15 protein-coding genes and 1 pseudogene are annotated in these 18,378 nt (G+C 63.0%); 11 read left to right on the top strand and 5 right to left on the bottom strand.

Translation table 11 applies throughout. From position 1 onward, the window contains the following. Nucleotides 1–154 precede the first annotated feature (154 nt). Nucleotides 155–766, bottom strand: a complete 612-nt coding sequence (locus tag RI103_RS09680; protein ID WP_310815113.1) for a septal ring lytic transglycosylase RlpA family protein — start codon at nt 764–766, stop codon at nt 155–157. Nucleotides 767–1,404: 638 nt separating this feature from the next. Here RI103_RS09680 and RI103_RS09675 point away from each other — a divergent pair. Beyond that, on the top strand, nt 1,405–1,812 hold the full coding sequence (locus RI103_RS09675; RefSeq protein ID WP_310815112.1) for a RidA family protein: 408 nt from the start codon (nt 1,405–1,407) through the stop codon (nt 1,810–1,812). Between the two features lie 310 nt (nt 1,813–2,122). Here RI103_RS09675 and RI103_RS09670 read toward each other — a convergent pair whose 3' ends face one another. Together RI103_RS09670 and RI103_RS09665 are read right to left on the bottom strand one after the other, a co-directional pair. Continuing rightward, on the bottom strand, nt 2,123–3,088 hold the full coding sequence (locus RI103_RS09670) for a Tim44-like domain-containing protein (RefSeq protein WP_310815111.1): 966 nt from the start codon (nt 3,086–3,088) through the stop codon (nt 2,123–2,125). Between the two features lie 82 nt (nt 3,089–3,170). Further along, nucleotides 3,171–3,665, bottom strand: a complete 495-nt coding sequence (locus RI103_RS09665) for a CBS domain-containing protein (protein ID WP_310815110.1) — start codon at nt 3,663–3,665, stop codon at nt 3,171–3,173. Nucleotides 3,666–3,810: 145 nt separating this feature from the next. Here RI103_RS09665 and nhaR point away from each other — a divergent pair, with 145 nt between their 5' ends. The 8 genes and pseudogenes from nhaR (at nt 3,811) to RI103_RS09625 (ending at nt 15,018) form a co-directional block, all read left to right on the top strand. Beyond that, the gene (gene nhaR / locus RI103_RS09660; protein ID WP_310815109.1) at nt 3,811–4,707 is read left to right on the top strand and encodes a transcriptional activator NhaR; all 897 of its coding nucleotides are present in this window, start codon (nt 3,811–3,813) and stop codon (nt 4,705–4,707) included. 65 nt (nt 4,708–4,772) lie between these two features. Next, a complete protein-coding gene (locus RI103_RS09655) occupies nt 4,773–5,174 on the top strand; it encodes a hypothetical protein (protein ID WP_310815108.1) in 402 nt (133 codons plus the stop codon). A gap of 553 nt (nt 5,175–5,727) precedes the next feature. Beyond that, nucleotides 5,728–8,044, top strand: a pseudogene (locus tag RI103_RS09650) (sigma 54-interacting transcriptional regulator). Then, a complete protein-coding gene (locus tag RI103_RS09645; protein WP_310815107.1) occupies nt 8,034–9,260 on the top strand; it encodes a DUF917 domain-containing protein in 1,227 nt (408 codons plus the stop codon). The pseudogene RI103_RS09650 and the gene RI103_RS09645 overlap by 11 nt, the downstream one beginning before the upstream one ends. Then, nucleotides 9,257–9,982 (top strand): aspartate/glutamate racemase family protein, encoded by a 726-nt coding sequence (locus RI103_RS09640; RefSeq protein ID WP_310815106.1) that lies wholly within the window; start codon nt 9,257–9,259, stop codon nt 9,980–9,982. The genes RI103_RS09645 and RI103_RS09640 overlap by 4 nt, the downstream gene beginning before the upstream one ends. Nucleotides 9,983–10,975: 993 nt before the next feature. Then, the gene (locus RI103_RS09635) at nt 10,976–11,164 is read left to right on the top strand and encodes a hypothetical protein (RefSeq protein ID WP_310815105.1); all 189 of its coding nucleotides are present in this window, start codon (nt 10,976–10,978) and stop codon (nt 11,162–11,164) included. Nucleotides 11,165–11,808: 644 nt separating this feature from the next. Further along, complete coding sequence (gene katG, locus RI103_RS09630) at nt 11,809–14,070, top strand: catalase/peroxidase HPI (RefSeq protein WP_310815104.1); 2,262 nt, start codon at nt 11,809–11,811, stop codon at nt 14,068–14,070. A gap of 255 nt (nt 14,071–14,325) precedes the next feature. Beyond that, nucleotides 14,326–15,018 (top strand): NnrU family protein, encoded by a 693-nt coding sequence (locus RI103_RS09625; protein ID WP_310815103.1) that lies wholly within the window; start codon nt 14,326–14,328, stop codon nt 15,016–15,018. 24 nt (nt 15,019–15,042) lie between these two features. Here the strand turns inward: RI103_RS09625 and RI103_RS09620 are convergent, their stop codons facing one another. Beyond that, nucleotides 15,043–15,366 (bottom strand): hypothetical protein, encoded by a 324-nt coding sequence (locus RI103_RS09620; RefSeq protein WP_310815102.1) that lies wholly within the window; start codon nt 15,364–15,366, stop codon nt 15,043–15,045. A gap of 211 nt (nt 15,367–15,577) precedes the next feature. On the opposite strand from RI103_RS09620, the gene RI103_RS09615 reads away from it, so the two are divergent. Continuing rightward, nucleotides 15,578–15,817, top strand: coding sequence for a hypothetical protein (locus tag RI103_RS09615; RefSeq protein ID WP_310815101.1), 240 nt, complete (start codon nt 15,578–15,580; stop codon nt 15,815–15,817). A 342-nt stretch (nt 15,818–16,159) separates the two neighbouring features. Then, nucleotides 16,160–16,600 (top strand): NUDIX domain-containing protein, encoded by a 441-nt coding sequence (locus tag RI103_RS09610; RefSeq protein WP_310815100.1) that lies wholly within the window; start codon nt 16,160–16,162, stop codon nt 16,598–16,600. Nucleotides 16,601–16,867: 267 nt separating this feature from the next. Here the strand turns inward: RI103_RS09610 and RI103_RS09605 are convergent, their stop codons facing one another. After that, nucleotides 16,868–18,352 carry a CHASE2 domain-containing protein gene (locus RI103_RS09605; protein ID WP_310815099.1) on the bottom strand — a complete coding sequence of 495 codons (1,485 nt, stop codon included), beginning with the start codon at nt 18,350–18,352 and terminating at the stop codon, nt 16,868–16,870. Between the last annotated feature and the right edge of the window lie 26 nt (nt 18,353–18,378).

The raw sequence follows: 18,378 nt of genomic DNA, 5'->3' as shown, positions 1-18,378 counted from the left end.
AAGGCGATGAGCTGCCCACTCGGATAGGGCGTCACCGACCGCGCGCTATTTCCTCGGCGGCAACGTGCTGGCCGGCACATTCAGTCGAGGCGGGCAAACGTCCGCTCGCGAAGCAGTTTCACGAGCCGAGCGACGAGCCGCGTCCGTTGCCATTTCAATGCAATGAATGGCGGCTATCCTGCACATCAGCCGACGACCTGGCGCGCGGGGTTTCCTGTACACCTGCGCCCGGCTTCACGGTACCGTCGGCCTGCGGAACTTCCACCGGCTTGACTTCGACGGGGGCGATGCCATCTTTTTTCAACCCGAGCTTATCCGCAGTCTGGGGCGATACGTCGACGATTCGATCCTTGACGTACGGGCCGCGATCCCTGATTTCCACCACCTCGCTGTTGCCGTTTTTCAGATTCGTGACTCGCGCCTTGGTGCCAAGCGGTAGCGTCTTGCTCGCGGCGGTATTGGATTGCGGATTCATCGGCGTACCGTCAGCCATCTTTCTTTTGTAGAACTCCCGGCCATAATACGAAGCCTTGCCCTTGCGGGTCTTGCCGGTGCGATCAAGACGTCCGTGCTGAGCTGCCTTCGGGCTCGCCGGGCTGACTTCGGCGGATGCCGGCTTTTGCGCCGGAAGCGCCGTGCTCGAGAAGCACGACAACACCAGAAACAGAAGCGCTGCAAACGCGGATCCTGGACCGGGCCGCAAACGGACGTGGTCGAGATGGCCGCGAGCGTCGTACCGCAACGTACCAGGCGCCTTCTTGAGCAACACCTGCCGCACTTTCGGACGCGTCAATTCCGCTTGGGGAAGTGGGCCGGGTAGCCGATTCTGCGTGGTATGAAGATTGTCTTCCATTTGCCACTCCTTTCCAGCCTGTCAACGCAGCGGGCACCTGGTTCAGCAAGCGACACGTAAATTACGGCTGTGTTCGGGCTGCTAAATAAGCCTCGCACGCAGGCTGAGCGGTGTGCGCATGGGTATATCGGTCCGCCGGCCGCCCGTTCACAACCCGAGCCGCCTGACGAGTCCGCGGGCGGTTGCGCCACCTGTGACGCAGAATTGAGTTCACTGGAAACCTGCGACAATCAGCAGCCACGCTCAAACATCTGTTGATTGACGCACTTCCCGTGGATGACCCATGCCTGCTTCTCAAGCAATTTCGCCGCCACGTCTATCACCCGGCAATCTGAGCGAGCTGATCACTCTGCTCGAGGTTCAGGTACTGGGGCTTTCCGGGTGCCTGGTCAGCCAAGGATTCATGCTGGAACTGGATGGCCACAGTCGCTTGCGAACGGCCGCTTCGACCGCTTGCCAAAGGCGCCGTCAAGCGTATGGTTGAACGGCATCTTCGAGGACGTGGCGTAGCGTCTTCTTCAACGACCAATCGTTTTCACACGGAGCGAACCATGAGCCGAGAAATCATTCGCGTCGAACCACTGTCGAGCTGGCTCGAACGCTGGAAAGCGCCGACTTCCGCGGTCACCCGCCACGGCGACACGATCTACGTGTCCGGCTTCCCGCCGTTCGATCCCAACACGGGCGAAGTGATGGACGCACCGATCGAGCGTCAGACGGAGCGGGTATTGGAACAGCTGAAATTGTGCGTCGAGACGGCGGGTTCATCGCTCGATCAGGTGCTCAAGTGCAACGTGTATTGCACGTCGGTCGACATGTTTCCCGCCGTCAACGCGATCTATGCGCGCTTCTTCGGACCGAACCCACCCGCCAGGATTTTCGTCAATGTGCCGGCGTGGCCTGGACGCTTCGACATCGAGATCGATTGTGTGGCGGCGATTGATAGCAGCCGCGCCTGAGTATCCGTATGATGACGGTCGCCGCGCGACGCCTCGATGATCTTCAACGCGAGATGCATGAGTGGCCGAAGTTCGGCCATATTGGGACCGATCGCTGATCGCGACCACGTGCAGCGTCGCCAGTGCTTCTGGCGGCAAGCAGATCACGCCAATCAGGCGGCCAGGTTCGGATAGCCCGCATTTTGCGCACCTCGCTTGCCGCGCTTCGAGCACGGCGGGTGAACCGCTCTTTTCAATCCGCGAAGTCTAACGCGGCTTTTGCAAATCGCCCGAAGACCGGCGCTTCTTCGCGCCGGCTTCGACCGCGCTGTTATCCGCCGATCTGCTGGATGCCCGCCAGGCGCCACGCCTGGTCGCCCTGCACTTGCCTGACCAGGTTCCAGATCTCCTGGAATGGCTGGGCGGTCTGAGCATCGTCTTCCCGCATCTGACCGTGGAAGCGAACGCTGACCAATGTTTCATCGGCATTGCTTTCGGTGCCCAGCACCTCGGCATCGAGTTGCGTCACGTCCGTATGGCTCGGCTCGCGACCGCGCGCCTCGAGGTCCTGCTTGAGCCGCGCGAACATTTCCGGCGTCGTCAGTTCGAACAGATCCCCCTGCTCGTTGCGGTCCCACGCGCCCTGGAGACGCATGAACATCGACTTCGCCGACACCAGCAATGCAGTCTGATCGGGTCCGGGCGAAAGTTCCGGTGCGTTCATGGTGTTCGCCGTTCCGGTCATACCCATCGCTGCGCGCGGCCAGCCTCGAAAACGCGTTTCGGCCCGCGCTTGCCCCATCTGATTCAGAAGCGGCGAGCTGCCCGTTTGCTGCCGGCTCGCGGCACCGTGCCCATAGGCGAGATCCGAGCGACGCCGGTTGGCGATAAAGCGGAACAGCATCACGCCGGCAAGAATCACCACGCCGATCAACAGCGCATTCGACAGCAGTTGCGCGAGTCCCTCACCGAGCCCAAACGACGACAGCAACGCCGCAATGCCAAGTCCAGCGGCAAGGCCGGCGAGCGGGCCCATCCAGCGGCTTCCCGCGCCGGCGGCCGGCGCCTGCGTGGCCTGCTGCGCCGGTTGGGCTTGCTGGCTCCGTTGTGCTTGCCCGGATGGCGACGCCGTTTGCGACTGACGCCCGATGCTTTGGCTGCCGCCCACCCGCTTTGCTTCGGCATCGTTCGAAGCCACGGCGCCGAGCGCAAGGAGCCCCGCCAGACCGAGCGCCGCGGTCCCGCGCGTCACCGTGCCGGCAGCACGTCGAAGTTGATTGATGATCTGCGTGTACATAGAAAGCCTCTTTGGTGAGTCAGTGGACTGGCCGCTTCGCGCGCTCTTCGTCGTCGCGCGAAATACATTACGAACAGTAATATTATTGAGTGCTCAAACCTGCTGGCGATTGCGCCTGAAATCCATGATGTCCGACCTGAAAACCGTTGCCGTGGATGTAGTGCTCCAACTGCCGGATCGTGTCTTCCTGCTCGGCAATCAGGTTCTTGATCAGGTCGCCGATCGACACCATGCCGACCACTTGCCCCTCGGCAATCACAGGCAGATAACGGATCCGGTGCTCCGTCATGAGGGCCATGCATTCCTCGGTGGTCTGTTCCGGACTGACATAGCGCACCGCCGTCGACATGATGTCGCGCACCGGCGTATACCTTGACGAGCGGTGCATCAGCACGATTTTTCGCGCGTAATCGCGCTCCGTGACGATGCCGGCCACACGCCCGTCATGGACGACGATGAGCGCGCCCACCCGCCTGTGAGCCATGATCGCGATCGCGTCGTAAACCGAAGCGGATGCCTGGGTCGACCATACTGTCCGGAACGCCTTTGAACGCAGGAATTGCGCAACCGATGCCATTTGCCACCTCCGTCAACTACCGTTGCCGCCCGCAAAAACCATGGGCGAGACCTCAATCTATCCGAACCCGAGATAACGTAAAATGCGTATTTTTTATGCTGATATTTCGAGAAAACCGTAGCATTGAGTAATCGGCGGAGAGATCGTGAACTTCAAACATCTGCATTACTTCTGGGTCGCGGCGCACGCGGGCGGCATCGTTCGGGCGGGCGAGCAGTTGCACATCTCGCCGCAAACGCTCAGCGGGCAGATCAAGCTGCTTGAAGAAGCGCTGGATAAAAAACTGTTCAGAAAAAGCGGCCGCACACTCGAACTCACCGATGCGGGCCGCCTGGCGCTCGATTACGCCGACGAAATATTCTCGCTAGGTTCGGAGCTGGAAAGCGCGGTGCGGCGCGAAAGCGAAGCTGGGCCGCAAACGCGGTTTCGCGTCGGAATCGCGGATTCGGTGCCGAAGGCGATCGCGTACCGGCTGCTGGAACCCGCGCTGAGCGCTTCCGTCTCGCTGCGTATGATCTGCCATGAGGGCAAGCTGCACGCACTTCTTGCGCAACTGGCCGTGCACCGCCTCGACCTGATCATCGCGGACGCTCCCATTCCCGCCGACGTCAACATCAAGGCATTCAACCACCGGCTCGGCCGTTCGACGCTCAGTTGCTTCGGCGCGCAGGCGCTGATCCAGAGTGGCAAGAAACGCTTCCCGCTGTCGCTCGGTCAGTTGCCGGTGTTGCTGCCCGGCACGGAATCCGCGGTGCGCCGCAAGCTGGATCACTGGCTGGCGTCGCATGCGATTTCGCCGCGCATCGTCGGCGAGTTCGACGACGGGGCGATGACCATGGCATTCGCGCGTGAAGGCCGCGGCTTGCTGTTCGCGCCCACCGTGCTGGAGAGCCAGCTGCAGGCCGAGCACAAGCTGACGATGGTCGGGCAGATCAATTCCATCGTCGAAGAATTCTTTGCCATCTCGATCGAGCGCCGAATCAGCCATCCGGCTGTCGCGATGATCCTGGACGCGGCGCGTAGCGAGCTGTTCAATGTCTAGCGGCGCATGCTTGCGCAGATGCCATTACAATCCAGCACTTCGATCCGACCACCGTGATTCGCGCCATGAAATATCTCCTTGCATCGACCCTCGCGGCGCTCATCGCCGTCGCAAGCACGGCGGCGACAGCCCAAACGTCCGGGAGCAGCGACACACCCAAACTGCAGTGCGCCATCGGGTATGTCACGGGCATCGGCGGATCGGCGCAAAGTTTCCGCGAATACCTGGCGACCCCGGACAGAGACCGATATCGCTACCTCGCGGACAATCCGATCCAATGCAAGGTCTCCGACGAGGGTCGCGCATCAGGCTGCACCGGCCTCACGAGTCTGCGGCATGAAAAGGTCAGCGTGTACGACGATATCGACAACGAGACGATGTCCGTCGTCGCCCGTGTGGAACTCGAACACGGCACGTATCCGGTGATCATCGTCGTGCGAAGACAGGACGTGAAGTGCGAGGAGTGAGTGTTCTCACGTCTTGACAGTCAGCGATTCCACGCAGGTCTGCGCAAGGTTGTGCGTACACTTTGTTTCGCACAGATCCATCCGACGCCCGACGCCAAAGTCCTTGATCTTCACGTCACTTTCCTTTGTCATTCCACTAAAGGATCATCGCTGGAACGCCGTTATCAGGGTAACGCATTGTCAACCGCCGGACGCGCTTGCGCCGTCGCGGCAAATACCATTTGGTGCCTTGTTCTTACACGCCCTACACCACGCCTGTCGCCGGATCGGCGACAGCGCCGCCAGCTTTCATCAGCCCTCGGCCAGAAAGCACTGCATGGCTCGCCGCACCTTGCGATGAAGTCCGCACATGTGCTCACGCCAGGAATAATTTCGAAAAGGACAAGACCGGCAACAAGCCGTCATACTCTGTCTCTTCTTGCGGCGGACGGTCCCGAGAACGCAACCGGAAAGCTTCGCCGGAAACGCGATCGATGCATGACCGTCCGTCCCGTCGTTTCGACGGCAATTTCCGCGTAGCGCCACGCGCGGTTCAAGTGGAGCGTGCTTTGCAATGAGTTACCCCCCTGTCGTTCCGTTCGCCCACGACAAGGCTGATTCGGGCGCCTTCGTGGGCGGCGCCCCGGCGTTTCGCCAACTGGTCCGCATGATCGATCGGGTCGCCCCGACCGATCATCCTTTGCTCATCTTCGGGCCGACGGGTTCGGGCAAGGAACTGGTCGCGCGCCGTGTGCACGCGCATAGCCAGCGCCAGGATCAACCATTCGTCGACGTCAACTGCGGCGCGATTCCAGAGAACCTCGTCGAAGCCGAACTGTTCGGACATGTCAAAGGCGCGTTCACCGGCGCGGGCGAAAACCGCCAGGGACTTTTCCAGCAGGTCGGCAAGGGCACACTGCTGCTCGATGAAATCGGCGAACTGCCGCTTGCGCTGCAACCCAAACTGTTGCGCGTGCTTGAAACGCGGACCTTCCGTCCGATTGGCTCGTCCACCAATCTGCATTTCGCGGGTCGGGTCGTTGCTGCGACTCACCGCGACCTGCGCGAACTTGCCCGTGAAGGACTATTCCGCGAGGACCTTTTCTACCGGCTCGCGGTCTTCGTGCTGGCAGTCCCCGGACTCGAGCAGCGCATCGAGGACATCCCCGCGCTGGTGACCCACTTCGCGTCGCAGCACGCGCGCCGTCTCGAGTTCTCGCCGGCCGCCGTCCGGCGGCTTTGCCAGCATTCGTGGCCGGGCCACATCCGGCAATTGCGCAACCTGGTCAGCCAGTTGAGCGTGCTCGCCGAAAACACGCTCATCGATGTCGACTCGCTCGAACCGTTTCTCGCCAATGAAACCAGCGGGCCGGTGTCGCGCGCGAGCCTCGCCGACATGCTGTTGCAACTCGAAGGCCGCGACAAGCTCGCCGCCGCCGAAGACCTATTGATCGACCGCGCGCTCGAACGGACCAGCGGCAACAAGAGCGCGGCCGCCGCGATGCTCGGCGTGGGCCGCAAGACCATCGAACGGCGTCTGAAGTCACGCGAGGAACATCACCGGGAAGCGCGCAAGTGTCTCGAACACGCGAGCGCGCTGATCGAGGAGTCGAAGTTCGCCGAGGCCATTCCGCTATTGCGCCGCTGCCTCGACGTGCTGCAGACGCCTCACGAACAGGAAGCCGTGCGTCGCTTGCAGTTCGACGCCTACCGGCTGCTCGGCATGAGTTTGCGCAGCGTGCACGGCTGGCTGTACGCGGAGGCCACTGCCTGCTACGCCGCCGCGCTGACGATCGGCGAAGGCGTCTGCGAGCCCGCCGAGATCGCCGCGATCCAGTTCGGCATCTGGACCACGCAGTTGACGACACTTCAGCTCAAGCAGGCGCGCGCGACCGCGCAGAACATGCTGGAGCGCGCGCAGAACGGCGGCGACCGGGTTTCGCTCGACGAAGCCCACGTCGCGATGACCAACACCCTGTTCTGGCTTGGCGACAGCGAGGAGGCTCTCGCCTGTCTCGCGCGCGGCAACCTGCTCAGCGTGGGGCGCAACGACACCCGTACCGGCTCGCAAGGGATCGATCTCGCCAGCCTCGCGCTGACTTTCGAAGGACTTGCCGCCTACCAGATCGGCGCATTCAGCCAGGCGCGCCGCGCGATGGAGATGTTGATCCTGCGCGCGTCCGAACCGGGCGCGCACGCGCTCGCTCATGCCGTCAACCTGCAGGGCGCCGCCTGGCTCGCCTGTTTGTTCGATGACGTGGACCGGCTCGGACACCTCGCGAGCGAACTCGAATCGGTGTCGATCGCGAACGGCTTTGCGTTCTACCGGGGCGTCGGCCAGGTGCTTCGCGCATGTCACCTCAGTTCGCTTGGCCATTCCGACGAAGCGGAGACCGTCATGCTCGACGGCTACGACAACCACGTCGTCTGCAACGGCGGCGCGCTGTTCTATTCCTTCAAGACGTGGCAGCACGGCGAACTGCTGCTGCGCGCCGGCCGCGCGAAGCTATGCGAGGCGATTCTCGCCACCGCGATCGACGAGACCCTGGCCCGTCAGGAACGCGTCTACCTCGGCGAACTCCTGGTCACCCGGGCTCGCGCGCAGTGGGCGCTCGGCGATGTGAACGCCGCGGAGCAGGGTCTGCGTACCGCGCTGTCCACCGCGCTCGCGTTCGGCTCGGTGCCGGCGCGCGTGGACGCCGCGCGCTATCTCGCCGATCTGCTGCGCTCCACCGGCCGCAGCGCCGAAGCCATCGACACACTCGAGCGCGGGTTGCGCTCGCTGACGGGCGATCCGACCACTCGCGTCACCAGCGCCGTGAATCTGCTTGCCGAACTCCAGCAGGACGCTTCTTTCAACCTCGACTAAAGGACTCGCAAATGGCCTATGAATTACGCCGGGAAGATCTGGAACCGCTGCTATTGGGAGCAGCGTTCTTCGGAAGCGGCGGCGGCGGCACGATCGAATCCGCGCGGCATCTGGCCGGGCATTTCGTCACCGGCAACTACTACCCGTCCGACACAGTCAAGGTCGTGTCGGTCGACGAGGCCACTGAAGGCGCGGCGGTCATGGTCGCCTATCTCGGCGCACCTGAAGCGATCAACTCCGCCACCTATCCGATCGGGCCCGTGACGGCCGTGCAGAACGTCCAGGCCCGGCTCGCTTCGCAATCCACCAGGCTCGCCTATGTGATGCCGCCGGAAAGCGGCGCGCTGGGTTTCACGGTGGCGGCGCTGGTGGCGGCGAAACTCGGCCTGGCGGTGATCGACGCCGACGGCGCCGGCCGCGCCGTGCCCTCGCTGCCGATGCTCACTTTCGCGGCCGCCGGGATCGATCCGCGCCCGGCGTTCCTCGTGAGCCAGGGCGGCCTGTGCGTCGAGCTCGACGTGACGCCGCGCGCCGGCAACCAGGGCGGTCCGGCCCATCAACGCGACGTGTCGGCGATTGTCGAGCAGATGATGCGGCCGGTCGTTGCCGATCCCGAGTTCGGTCAGTTCGGCGGCCTCGCGATGTGGGTCATGAAGCCGGCCGACATCCGTCGCGCGACGCCGATCCGTGGCACCTTGACGCGCGCGTTGGAACTCGGGCGCGCGCTGCAGGCCGGGCAGATCGGCAGCGCCCGGCACATGATCGGCTATCTCGCCGAGCGTTGCGGGCTTTCCGCGCGGGCCATCTCGGAGCCCGGCGAACTGGTCTCGGCCGAAGTCGATACGAGCGGCGGCTTCGACGTCGGCAAGGTCCGTATTCAGGCCGGACAGCGCACTTATACGGTGATGTACCAGAACGAGTCGCTGCTGGCGTGGGACAGCGCGTGTCCGCAGCCGATCGTGCTGTCGCCGGACAGCGTGGCGTATTTCGTCGGCGGCGAAGGCCAGGCGATCTTCAGCAACGGCGATCTTCTCAAGGATGACGGTTCGTTGAATCCGGTGATCGGCAAGCGCCCCGTGACGCTGATCGCCTGGCGCGCCGAAGCTGAACTGCGCAAGCCCGGCCTGATCCTCGACAGCTTCATGCAGTTGCTGAACTCGCTCGGCTATCTCGGGCCGTATGTGCCGCTTGAATCGCTTCAATCGCCCCAGTCCGCGCGCAACGGAGACGTATCTTGAACTCACCTCTGCGCATCTGCGTGCTCGTGCCCGTTGCCACGTCGGCATACAACGACCGCATCATGAAGGCCATCGCGCCGGTCGTGCCGCCCGACGTGCAGGTCGAGATTCGCAATATCACCAGGGGCCATGCCGATATCGAGAGCCGCACGAACTGGCTGCAGAACGGCATGCCGGTGGTCGAACTCGCGCAGTCCATCGCCAACGACGGTTTCGACGGCATCTGGCTGACCGACTTCGACATGTGCGGCGTCGAAGCCGCGCGGGAAGTGATCGACATTCCGATCATCGGCGGGTTTCCCGCGTCGGCCTTCACCGCGCTCGCGCTCAGCCAGCGGTTCTCGATCATCACTATCCTGCAAAGCACGCTGGCGATGCAGCGCGGTCATCCGCAGACCTATGGCATCCAGGATACGTTCGCGTCGATCCGCGCGATCGATTGCCCGGTCGCGCAGCTCGAGAACGTCGACGTGGTGGTCGTTCGCACCTTCGAGGCGGCGCTGAAGGCGATCAAGGACGACGGCGCGCAAGCCATTCTGCTCGGGTGCACCGGTTTCGTCGACGTCGCGAGCCGCGTCTCCACGCTGCTTGGCGAGGCGCTCGGCGCGTACGTGCCGGTGATCGATCCGAATCAGGCCGGTTTCAGCTTCCTCGTGTCGCTGGTGCGGATGAAGGTGCGCCCCAGTCGGCTGACTTACAGCAAGGTCAGCCTCCAGTCGTAAGCGGCGCGCCTCTCTCCGTGTTCGCTCGGCGCGGCGCGATTGCCGAACCGGCTCTTCTCGCCTCGATCGGCCATGCTCCGCATCGCCCCTTGCCTCTCAGTCGCTTTCGTCCCATGTGGACGAAAGCGCCCGCTTGCCATGCTTGATGCAGTCAACTGGACGATATCGTCCAATCTGCGGAACGCGTGTGGACGAGACTGACCAACGCCGCGACTGAAATATGCCGACCCTCCCGCTCCGACAAGGCGGCGCAGGCTGGCACGCTCATTGCTAATGCCTACATAATGAGATAAGTCGGCGTCTGAAGAAAGCGGCGCAAACGAATCCGTCCGACAAGCCGGGGAACCTGAGAGACCAATAAGGATCGCGCGCCGCAATGCGTTCGACACACCGACGTCCGGCGACGTGCAGGTTGCACGTCGATAGCCGACGCCGCCGATTCCCGGACCGCCGCTGGTCATCAGGGCTTTTCGGTTAGTGATCCGAACGATGGTCGATGCGCCGATCAAGTCCAACGACACCGGGTCGTTGGGAACAGACCGAGAGAGGGGCTGTGCTGTTGTTGTAGTTGTGACTGTCGTGTGTCGACGCATCGCGACCGAATGCTTCCATAGAGAAGTTCGTCGCGATGCGTGACTGCGAAAATCGCGGTATCCGTCTGGCTATGTACCAGGCGGCCTGCTACGGGGTTCGGCCGTCGTTGCCTTCCCTTCCCGGGACAAGCAGCGGCGGCTCGCTCTTTTTAATCAGCCTGCGCCAACCGCGGCCAATCCGCCTCCTTCCGCAGGATATTTGCATCAGTTGCCTGCGGCACCGGCACGCCCGGCCATCCCGAGAGATTTTTCCGGAACGTCCGGTGTGCGGTCTCTTCCATTGCGTGACCGCGTGGATCCACTGCGCGGAACAGAATCAGCATTTTGCAACCGTACGCGGCGTCAGATTGTTAGCGACGCCGCGAGCCGAGCACATTGGCCATTCACGGGGATTCAAACAATGCATCACCATATTTTCGAAAGCGAACTCGTTCATCTGGAACGCGTCATCGCATTCGCGCCACGCGAGCCCTTTCCGCCGACTTACTGGCGTGATCGTGTCGAGCATCTGAAAAATTGTCCGCACGCGCCTTTGTATCGCAACCGCATTGCCCGTCTGTCCCGCCTTGTCGCCGAACTGAGTGGGTAGCCGTAAGCTTCGATACCTGATTGGCCTCCCGGTGGACCGTCCAACGACGATTTAACCCAACGCTTTCAACCGAACGAATCGGCCGGGCTCGGGCGGTCGCCAACTGGCCACATGTTCATCGAGGCGACCGGGCGAGTCGCCGTTCTCAGGCAGCGCGAGCCGGCCCGACCGGCCGTGGAACTCGCCGCACCCTCCTTCCGCGCTTCGCCGTCGATCGTCAGCGTTCGCCCGAGCGCCGGTACTGGTTGATCCTCTACCGCGACGCCACCGCCTTCGGCCGCCCCTGCAATGGGCGCAAAGTCGCGCATAGGCTAAAGCACCGAAAATACGCGGCATTTCATAGCCGTGCACTATCGACGGCATTGCCGTAATCTCATTCTATTGATGGTGACTCTCACCTATATTTTGAGTTGCATCAGCAGGCCTGCCGACGCGAGCTATTCTCGTCCAATGCATGCCACGACATTCCTGTCGGATGGAGAGCATGTGCGTCGGACAATCGCAGCGGTACACGCAGTACGCCCACAAGAGCCCACCAGATGATGTTCCGGCAGCCCCGTCGGCGCGGGATCGTGCGATGCGCCATAGATGGCGGACACCGTAGCAGAACAAATAGTGGGTACGTCCTCTCAAGGAGATAGCGCATGTCAACTGAAGCAAAGTGCCCGTTCAACCATGCCGCCGGCGGCGGTACGACGAACCGTGACTGGTGGCCAAAGCAGCTGCGGCTGGACCTGCTAAGCCAGCACTCCAGCAAGTCGGATCCGCTGGACGGCAGCTTCAACTACGCCGAGGCCTTCAAGAGCCTCGATCTGGCTGCGGTGAAAAAGGACCTCGCCGCGCTGATGACCAATTCACAGGATTGGTGGCCGGCGGACTTCGGCCACTACGGTCCGCTTTTCATCCGCATGGCCTGGCATAGTGCCGGCACATACCGCATCGGCGACGGCCGCGGCGGCGCCGGGCGCGGCCAGCAACGTTTCGCGCCGCTCAACAGCTGGCCGGACAACGTCAGCCTCGACAAGGCGCGCCGCCTGCTGTGGCCGATCAAGCAAAAGTACGGCCAGAAAATTTCCTGGGCCGATCTGCTGATCCTCACCGGCAATGTCGCGCTCGAGACCATGGGCTTCAAGACCTTCGGCTTCGCGGGCGGTCGCCCCGACACGTGGGAACCGGATCAGGACGTCTACTGGGGCACTGAAAAGACCTGGCTGGGCGGCGACGTCCGTTATGGCAAGGGTGCCGCGGGCAATGAAGACGACGGTGGCGTGATCGTCGCCGACGAAGAAAAGCACGGCGAAGAGGTCAGCCGCGACGACAACGGACGCAACCTGGAAAATCCGCTGGGCGCCGTGCAGATGGGCCTGATCTATGTCAACCCGGAAGGTCCCGACGGCAATCCGGACCCGGTCGCCGCGGCACACGACATTCGTGAAACCTTCGCTCGCATGGCCATGAACGACGAGGAGACGGTCGCGCTGATCGCCGGCGGTCACACCTTCGGCAAGACGCACGGCGCCGGTCCCGCCGACAACGTCGGCCCCGAACCCGAGAGCGCCGATCTCGAGAACCAGGGGCTGGGCTGGAAGAACAGCTTCGGCACCGGCAAGGGCGGCGACACCATCACCAGCGGTCTGGAAGTCACCTGGACGAGCACGCCCACGAAATGGGGCAACGGCTACCTGGAAAACCTGTTCAACCACGAATGGGAACTGACCAAGAGCCCCGCCGGCGCCAACCAATGGGTCGCCAAGGATGCCGGCGAAACGATCCCGCACGCTCACGATCCCTCGAAGAAGCTGCGGCCGACGATGCTCACCACCGACCTGTCGCTGCGCCTGGACCCCGCCTACGAGAAGATTTCGCGGCGCTTCCTGGAAAATCCCGACCAGCTCGCCGATGCCTTCGCCCGTGCATGGTTCAAGCTGACTCATCGCGACATGGGACCGCGCGCCCGCTATCTTGGACCGGAAGTGCCCGCTGAAGAACTGATCTGGCAAGACCCCATTCCGGCGGTCGACCATCCGCTGATCAACGAGCAGGACGTCGCCTCGCTCAAGCAGAAGATCCTGGCGGCGGGGCTGCCCGTCTCGCAACTGGTGTCGACTGCGTGGGCGTCGGCGTCCACCTTCCGCGGCTCGGACAAGCGCGGCGGCGCCAACGGCGCGCGCATTCGCCTCGCGCCGCAGAAAGACTGGGCGGTCAACCAGCCTGAACAGCTGGCGAAGGTACTGAAGGTCCTCGAAGGCATCCAGAGCGAGTTCAACGGCGCACAGTCCGGCGGCAAGAAGGTGTCGCTCGCCGACCTGATCGTGCTGGCCGGTAACGCCGGCATCGAACAGGCGGCGAGGAGCGCCGGCCATCAGGTGACGGTGCCGTTCGCGCCGGGGCGCATGGACGCCTCGCAGGAACAGACCGACGTGGAATCCGTCGGGGCGCTCGAACCGCTCGCCGATGGTTTCCGCAACTATCTGAAGGGCAAGTTCGGTGTCCCGGCTGAGGCTTTGCTGATCGACAAGGCGCAATTGCTGACCCTGACCGCGCCGGAGATGACGGTGCTGATCGGCGGCTTGCGCGTGCTGAACGTGGGGGCCGGACAGACTCCGCAAGGCGCCTTTTCCCACAAGCCGGAAACGCTGACCAACGACTTCTTCCGCAACCTGCTCGACATGGGTACGGAATGGAAGCCGACCTCGGAAGCGCGCGACGTGTTCGAAGGGCGCGACCGCAAGAGCGGAGAGCTGAAGTGGACCGGCAGCCGCGTCGATCTGGTGTTCGGTTCGCATGCGCAGTTGCGGGCGCTAGCCGAGGTCTATGCCAGCGAGGACGGGCAGGAGAAATTTGTCCGCGACTTCGTCGCGGCATGGGTCAAGGTGATGAACCTCGACCGGTTCGACCTCGCCTGAGCGGGTGCCCCGGTTCCGTCAGGGTTGCGGCCCTGACGGGACGGTGCGCCACTGGGCGAAAGTCAAACTGCCAGGTCACGGTGCGAGTCCCGCTGTAGGGGCCGCACCGTTTTTTTTCGCGCGACACGATGCGTGAGTGTGCGAGAGTGGCGGATGGGCGAAACCCTGTCTCAAGGTCAAGCGCCCATGCACCGCGCCGCCGAAGGTGACGGTGACGGTGACGGCATACGGTCAACGACTTGAGGAGCCGGCTCAATGGGAAGCACCAGCGCAGTTGCGGCAGCGGCGCTCGCCTTCGTGGGCAGCCACTTTCTCTTGTCCCATCCGCTGCGCAGACCGTTGGTCCGCGCGATTGGCGAGACGGGGTTCCAGGGCGTCTATTCGCTGGTCGCGTTCCTGACGCTCGGCTGGCTGATCGTGGCTTACGGAAAGGCTCCGCTTTCCCCACCACTATGGCCGGTAGGAGACTGGCTCTGGGCGGTGGCGACCGTGATCATGCTGATCGCGTCGATCCTCCTGACGGGTTCCCTGATCCGCAACCCGGCGCTGCCCACCGGCGGCCGGCCCGGCTCGTTTCCCGACTCGGCCCGCGGCGTCTTCGCCGTAACGCGCCACCCGATGATGTGGTCGTTCGCGCTTTGGGGGCTGTGCCACATCGCCGTGTTCCCTGTGGCCAGGAACATCATCCTTGCGGCGGCCATGGTGATTCTCGCGCTCGTCGGCGCCGCGCTGCAAGACCGGAAGAAGGAGCAGCTTCAGCCCGATCTCTGGCTCGCGTGGGAGGCGAAGACGAGCTATCTGCCGTTCGCGGCGATCGCCGCCGGCCGCGCGCGGTTGGGCGGGTTCGGCATGCACGCGCTGTTGGGCGGACTCGTCGTCTGGCTCGCGGCGACCTGGGCTCATATCCCGCTCACCGGTTGGGCTGCGGGCATCTGGCGCTGGCTGTAGACGCAGCCACCTCAGTGCCGTCGCTCAAGCCGCACTGCGTGCCATCGCTTGCCGGCTCGAAGTGAACTGCTCCTCGCGCGTCGCGGTGAAATCGGCGGCCCGAAGTGGAACCGTGTCTGGACCGGCAATCGAACGCTTCGCGCTGGCTCGTGCCAGAATGCGTGTCAGACACAGATAGAAATGCTCCAATTGTTTCGCGTCCGAAGCGCCGCGTTCGAGCTCGAACACATCTTCGAGCGCGCGGCGCGAAACGTGGAAACGTTGAAGTCCGTGGACGATGCGAATCTGAAAGACGACGCCGTCACTATTGTGCGGCACCGCTGCCCAAATGAGCGAATGGCTACGCATGGAGCCCCCCGTGGACCATGTTGGATCGAAATCCCGTCAATTTATGTTCGCACATCTCGGTGAGAGGCGAATCTTTTCAAAAACATGACGTTACATGATTTGACATTTTTACCACGGTCGGCATATTGCAGCGCAGCAAAATACCTGTAGACTCAAGACAGGGCAACTGCAATTGTGCACCCACGGTCGCAATATGACGGGAGCATGCGCCATGACGACTTCTCAGTCTTCACACACTCCAACCGTCCCTGCATTGCATGTCTTCGAACAGGCCGGAGGCTGGCATTGGGGCATCACCGTCCCGCGCGCGAAGGGAAGCGGATTCAAACTGATCGCCTTTAGCGAAACAACCTTCGCGGTTGAGGACGCCGCCCGCGCGGACGGGAGTCAAGCACTACAAAGTCTCGCCGTTAGCGGCGCACGCGACCGGCTCACGACCGACGTCGCGTGAATTCAATTTGCCGCGGCGCCGATCGAGCCTGGCCCGCGCAGACCGCATTTCCCGGAGTTACCTTGAGATCGATGGTCGCGCTGGCGATCAGGTAAGGCTTGCGTAGAGGACAAGCTTCGATCGTCGTCGCCACGCTGCAAGTGACCTCCGCCGCCGCACCGGCGCCACAATATTGTCACACTTTAAAACGACGATCGGTGGTTGCACCGTCCTTGGCCCGGACGGGCGGCATGGCGCGGAGATTCTGCCGCTGTCCCGACGATAGTGACCGCAGTGTTGCACCCGCATCGCCAGATCCAGGTTCAGGCATGCGGCGTGCTTTGCACAACGCGGCGAAAAAACATGAGAGACACCGTGAAGCAACGAGCGACTGTTGTCTGCCAGGTCGGCAGGCGAATCCTCCTGGTCAGCCGGGAAGGCTCGCGCTGGTCGCTGCCCGGCGGCAAGCCTGCGGCGGGGGAAGATCTTCGCGAAACCGCAATGCGCGAGTTGATGGAAGAGACCCGCCTTCGCGCAATGGACATGCGGTACATATTCGGCTTTACGGGCACACACACCTGTCACCATGTATTCGCTGCAACGATAGCCGATGGCGAACACCCGGTGCCCAGCAACGAAATTACGCGTTGTACCTGGGTGAAGATCGCGGCGGTGGCCAATCTGCCAGTCAGTGTTTCCACGAAGGGGATCGTTGAAGTCCTCACCATGGCATCCAACGGCGCGTCAAGACTGCCCAGCGACTACGACCAGGCAGCCGATACCGGAATCCGCTTCTCTCGCTGATGAAACCGTCTCCGGGCAGCAAAGCCATAACGGCCCGCGTTCGCCTTGCGTGCACCACGTGAATTTCACCCGCATCGCATCAACATAGGCGGTCACCCAGCCGCCATGATTCGATGGAATAATGAGGCTTCGTGCTCGCCTGGATGACTCGTAGAATTGCAGCCGGATGCGCTGCAACCCGACATCGTTCAGGCGGGCGCGCTCGACTTGCACTACCCCGCATGAGTGTTTTTGCGGATAACCCACGCACGATGATCAGAGTCTCCCTCAAGGCCCCGGCGCCTTGCCGGTGCGATCGTCGCCTGCTTCACGCTCCCGCGCTTGCGTGGTTTCTGTTCTGCCTTGTTCATCGGCATGAAGCAACGCGGGCGTGAGAAAGCAGCCCATGACGGCGGACAGGATAATAAAAATCGAGGCCGCATCGACCAGCAGCCCAAAATGAACAAAAATAAAGAAGCAGCACAAAACATTCAGCAGATGCAGGAGTAAGCCCAGAACGGTGGAACCCTTGGGGACCGCTCGTATGAACACCGCAAGCCGCGACTGGCGCCGTGGCACATACCAGATGATCAGCAGCCCGAACGTCATGATGAAGGCGCTTTCCGCCCATTTCAACCAGGTGGGCCGGCGCAGGAAACGTCCCTCGACAATCGTCTCGATGACTTGCGCCTGAATCTCGATGCCCGGCACCAGTTCCCCCAGCGGGGTCGTGCGCATGTCGGTCACGCCGGTGCCAGTCAGGCCGACCAGCACCAGTTTGTTCCGGATCCGGTCCGGATCGACTGTGCCCTGCAGGACGTCGCGCGCCGACACGTAGCGGCTCAGCGTCGAGCGAATGGACGCGAAATGCAACCAGATGTCGCCGGCGGGTTGCGTGGGCACCTGCACGTCCGCGACGCCCACCGCCTGCACGCCCGATGCGTCGGCAAAGACGTCGATTGCCGATGATCCCGTGGCGAGGCGGAGCATTTCCATCGGCAGACTGGGGACCAGCTTCTCCCGCAAACCCATCATGAGCGGGATATGCCGGACCACGCCTTGTTCGAGCGCCACACTGAGCATCGCCTGTCCGTGAGCCGCCGCCTGCAATTCCGGCAAGCTGGCGAGCACATAGTCGAACCGTTGCACATAGTCGAGTGGATCGGCGCCATGCACGAGGATCGGCGCGCTGCGCAGATCGGTACTGGCGGCGAGGGTTGCGTGATCGAGCGGCGCGGCCCCCAATATGGTCGGCGCCGCGTGCAACGATCTGGCAAGAACGGCCTCGTGACTCGGCAGCGCCCGCAAGCCGGCGGCAAGCGCCGCAGCCGTTTCCGGCAGATTGGCGGCCACCTTGTCGGGCGAGGTCTGATCCGGCTCCGGCATGTAGATGTCGAGACCGATCGCCAGCGGTTTCAGTGCTGCAATGGCATCGACCAGGCCTGCGAGCCGATTTCGCGGCCACGGCCATTGGCCGACGCTCGCTAGCGTCTCCTCATCGATCTCCACGATGGTCACGGGCTGCGCAGTCGGAACCCGCGCGAAGTGGCGTTGATACTGATCGAACAGAATTTGCCGGGCGGTTTTGAAGGAATCCGGCAGCGCCGCGTCGAGCGTGTCGACGAAAGCGGGACGCGGTATGTCGCTCGGCCATTCGCTGGTCAGATTGAGCAGGCTCAGGCCGAACAACAGCGCCAGCGCCACCGGACGTCCCTGGGCCGTCTTCAGCAGATGCCTGATCCGCGCAAGCCATGGGTCGAAATAGCGTTTCATCGACGGAAAGGCCGTTCAGCGCCGAC

Origin of the sequence: Paraburkholderia sp. FT54, assembly GCF_031585635.1 — a bacterium.
GTDB lineage: Bacteria > Pseudomonadota > Gammaproteobacteria > Burkholderiales > Burkholderiaceae > Paraburkholderia.
The sequence above is the reverse complement of the archived record's forward strand: the minus strand, read 5'-3'. Positions and strand labels throughout refer to the sequence as shown.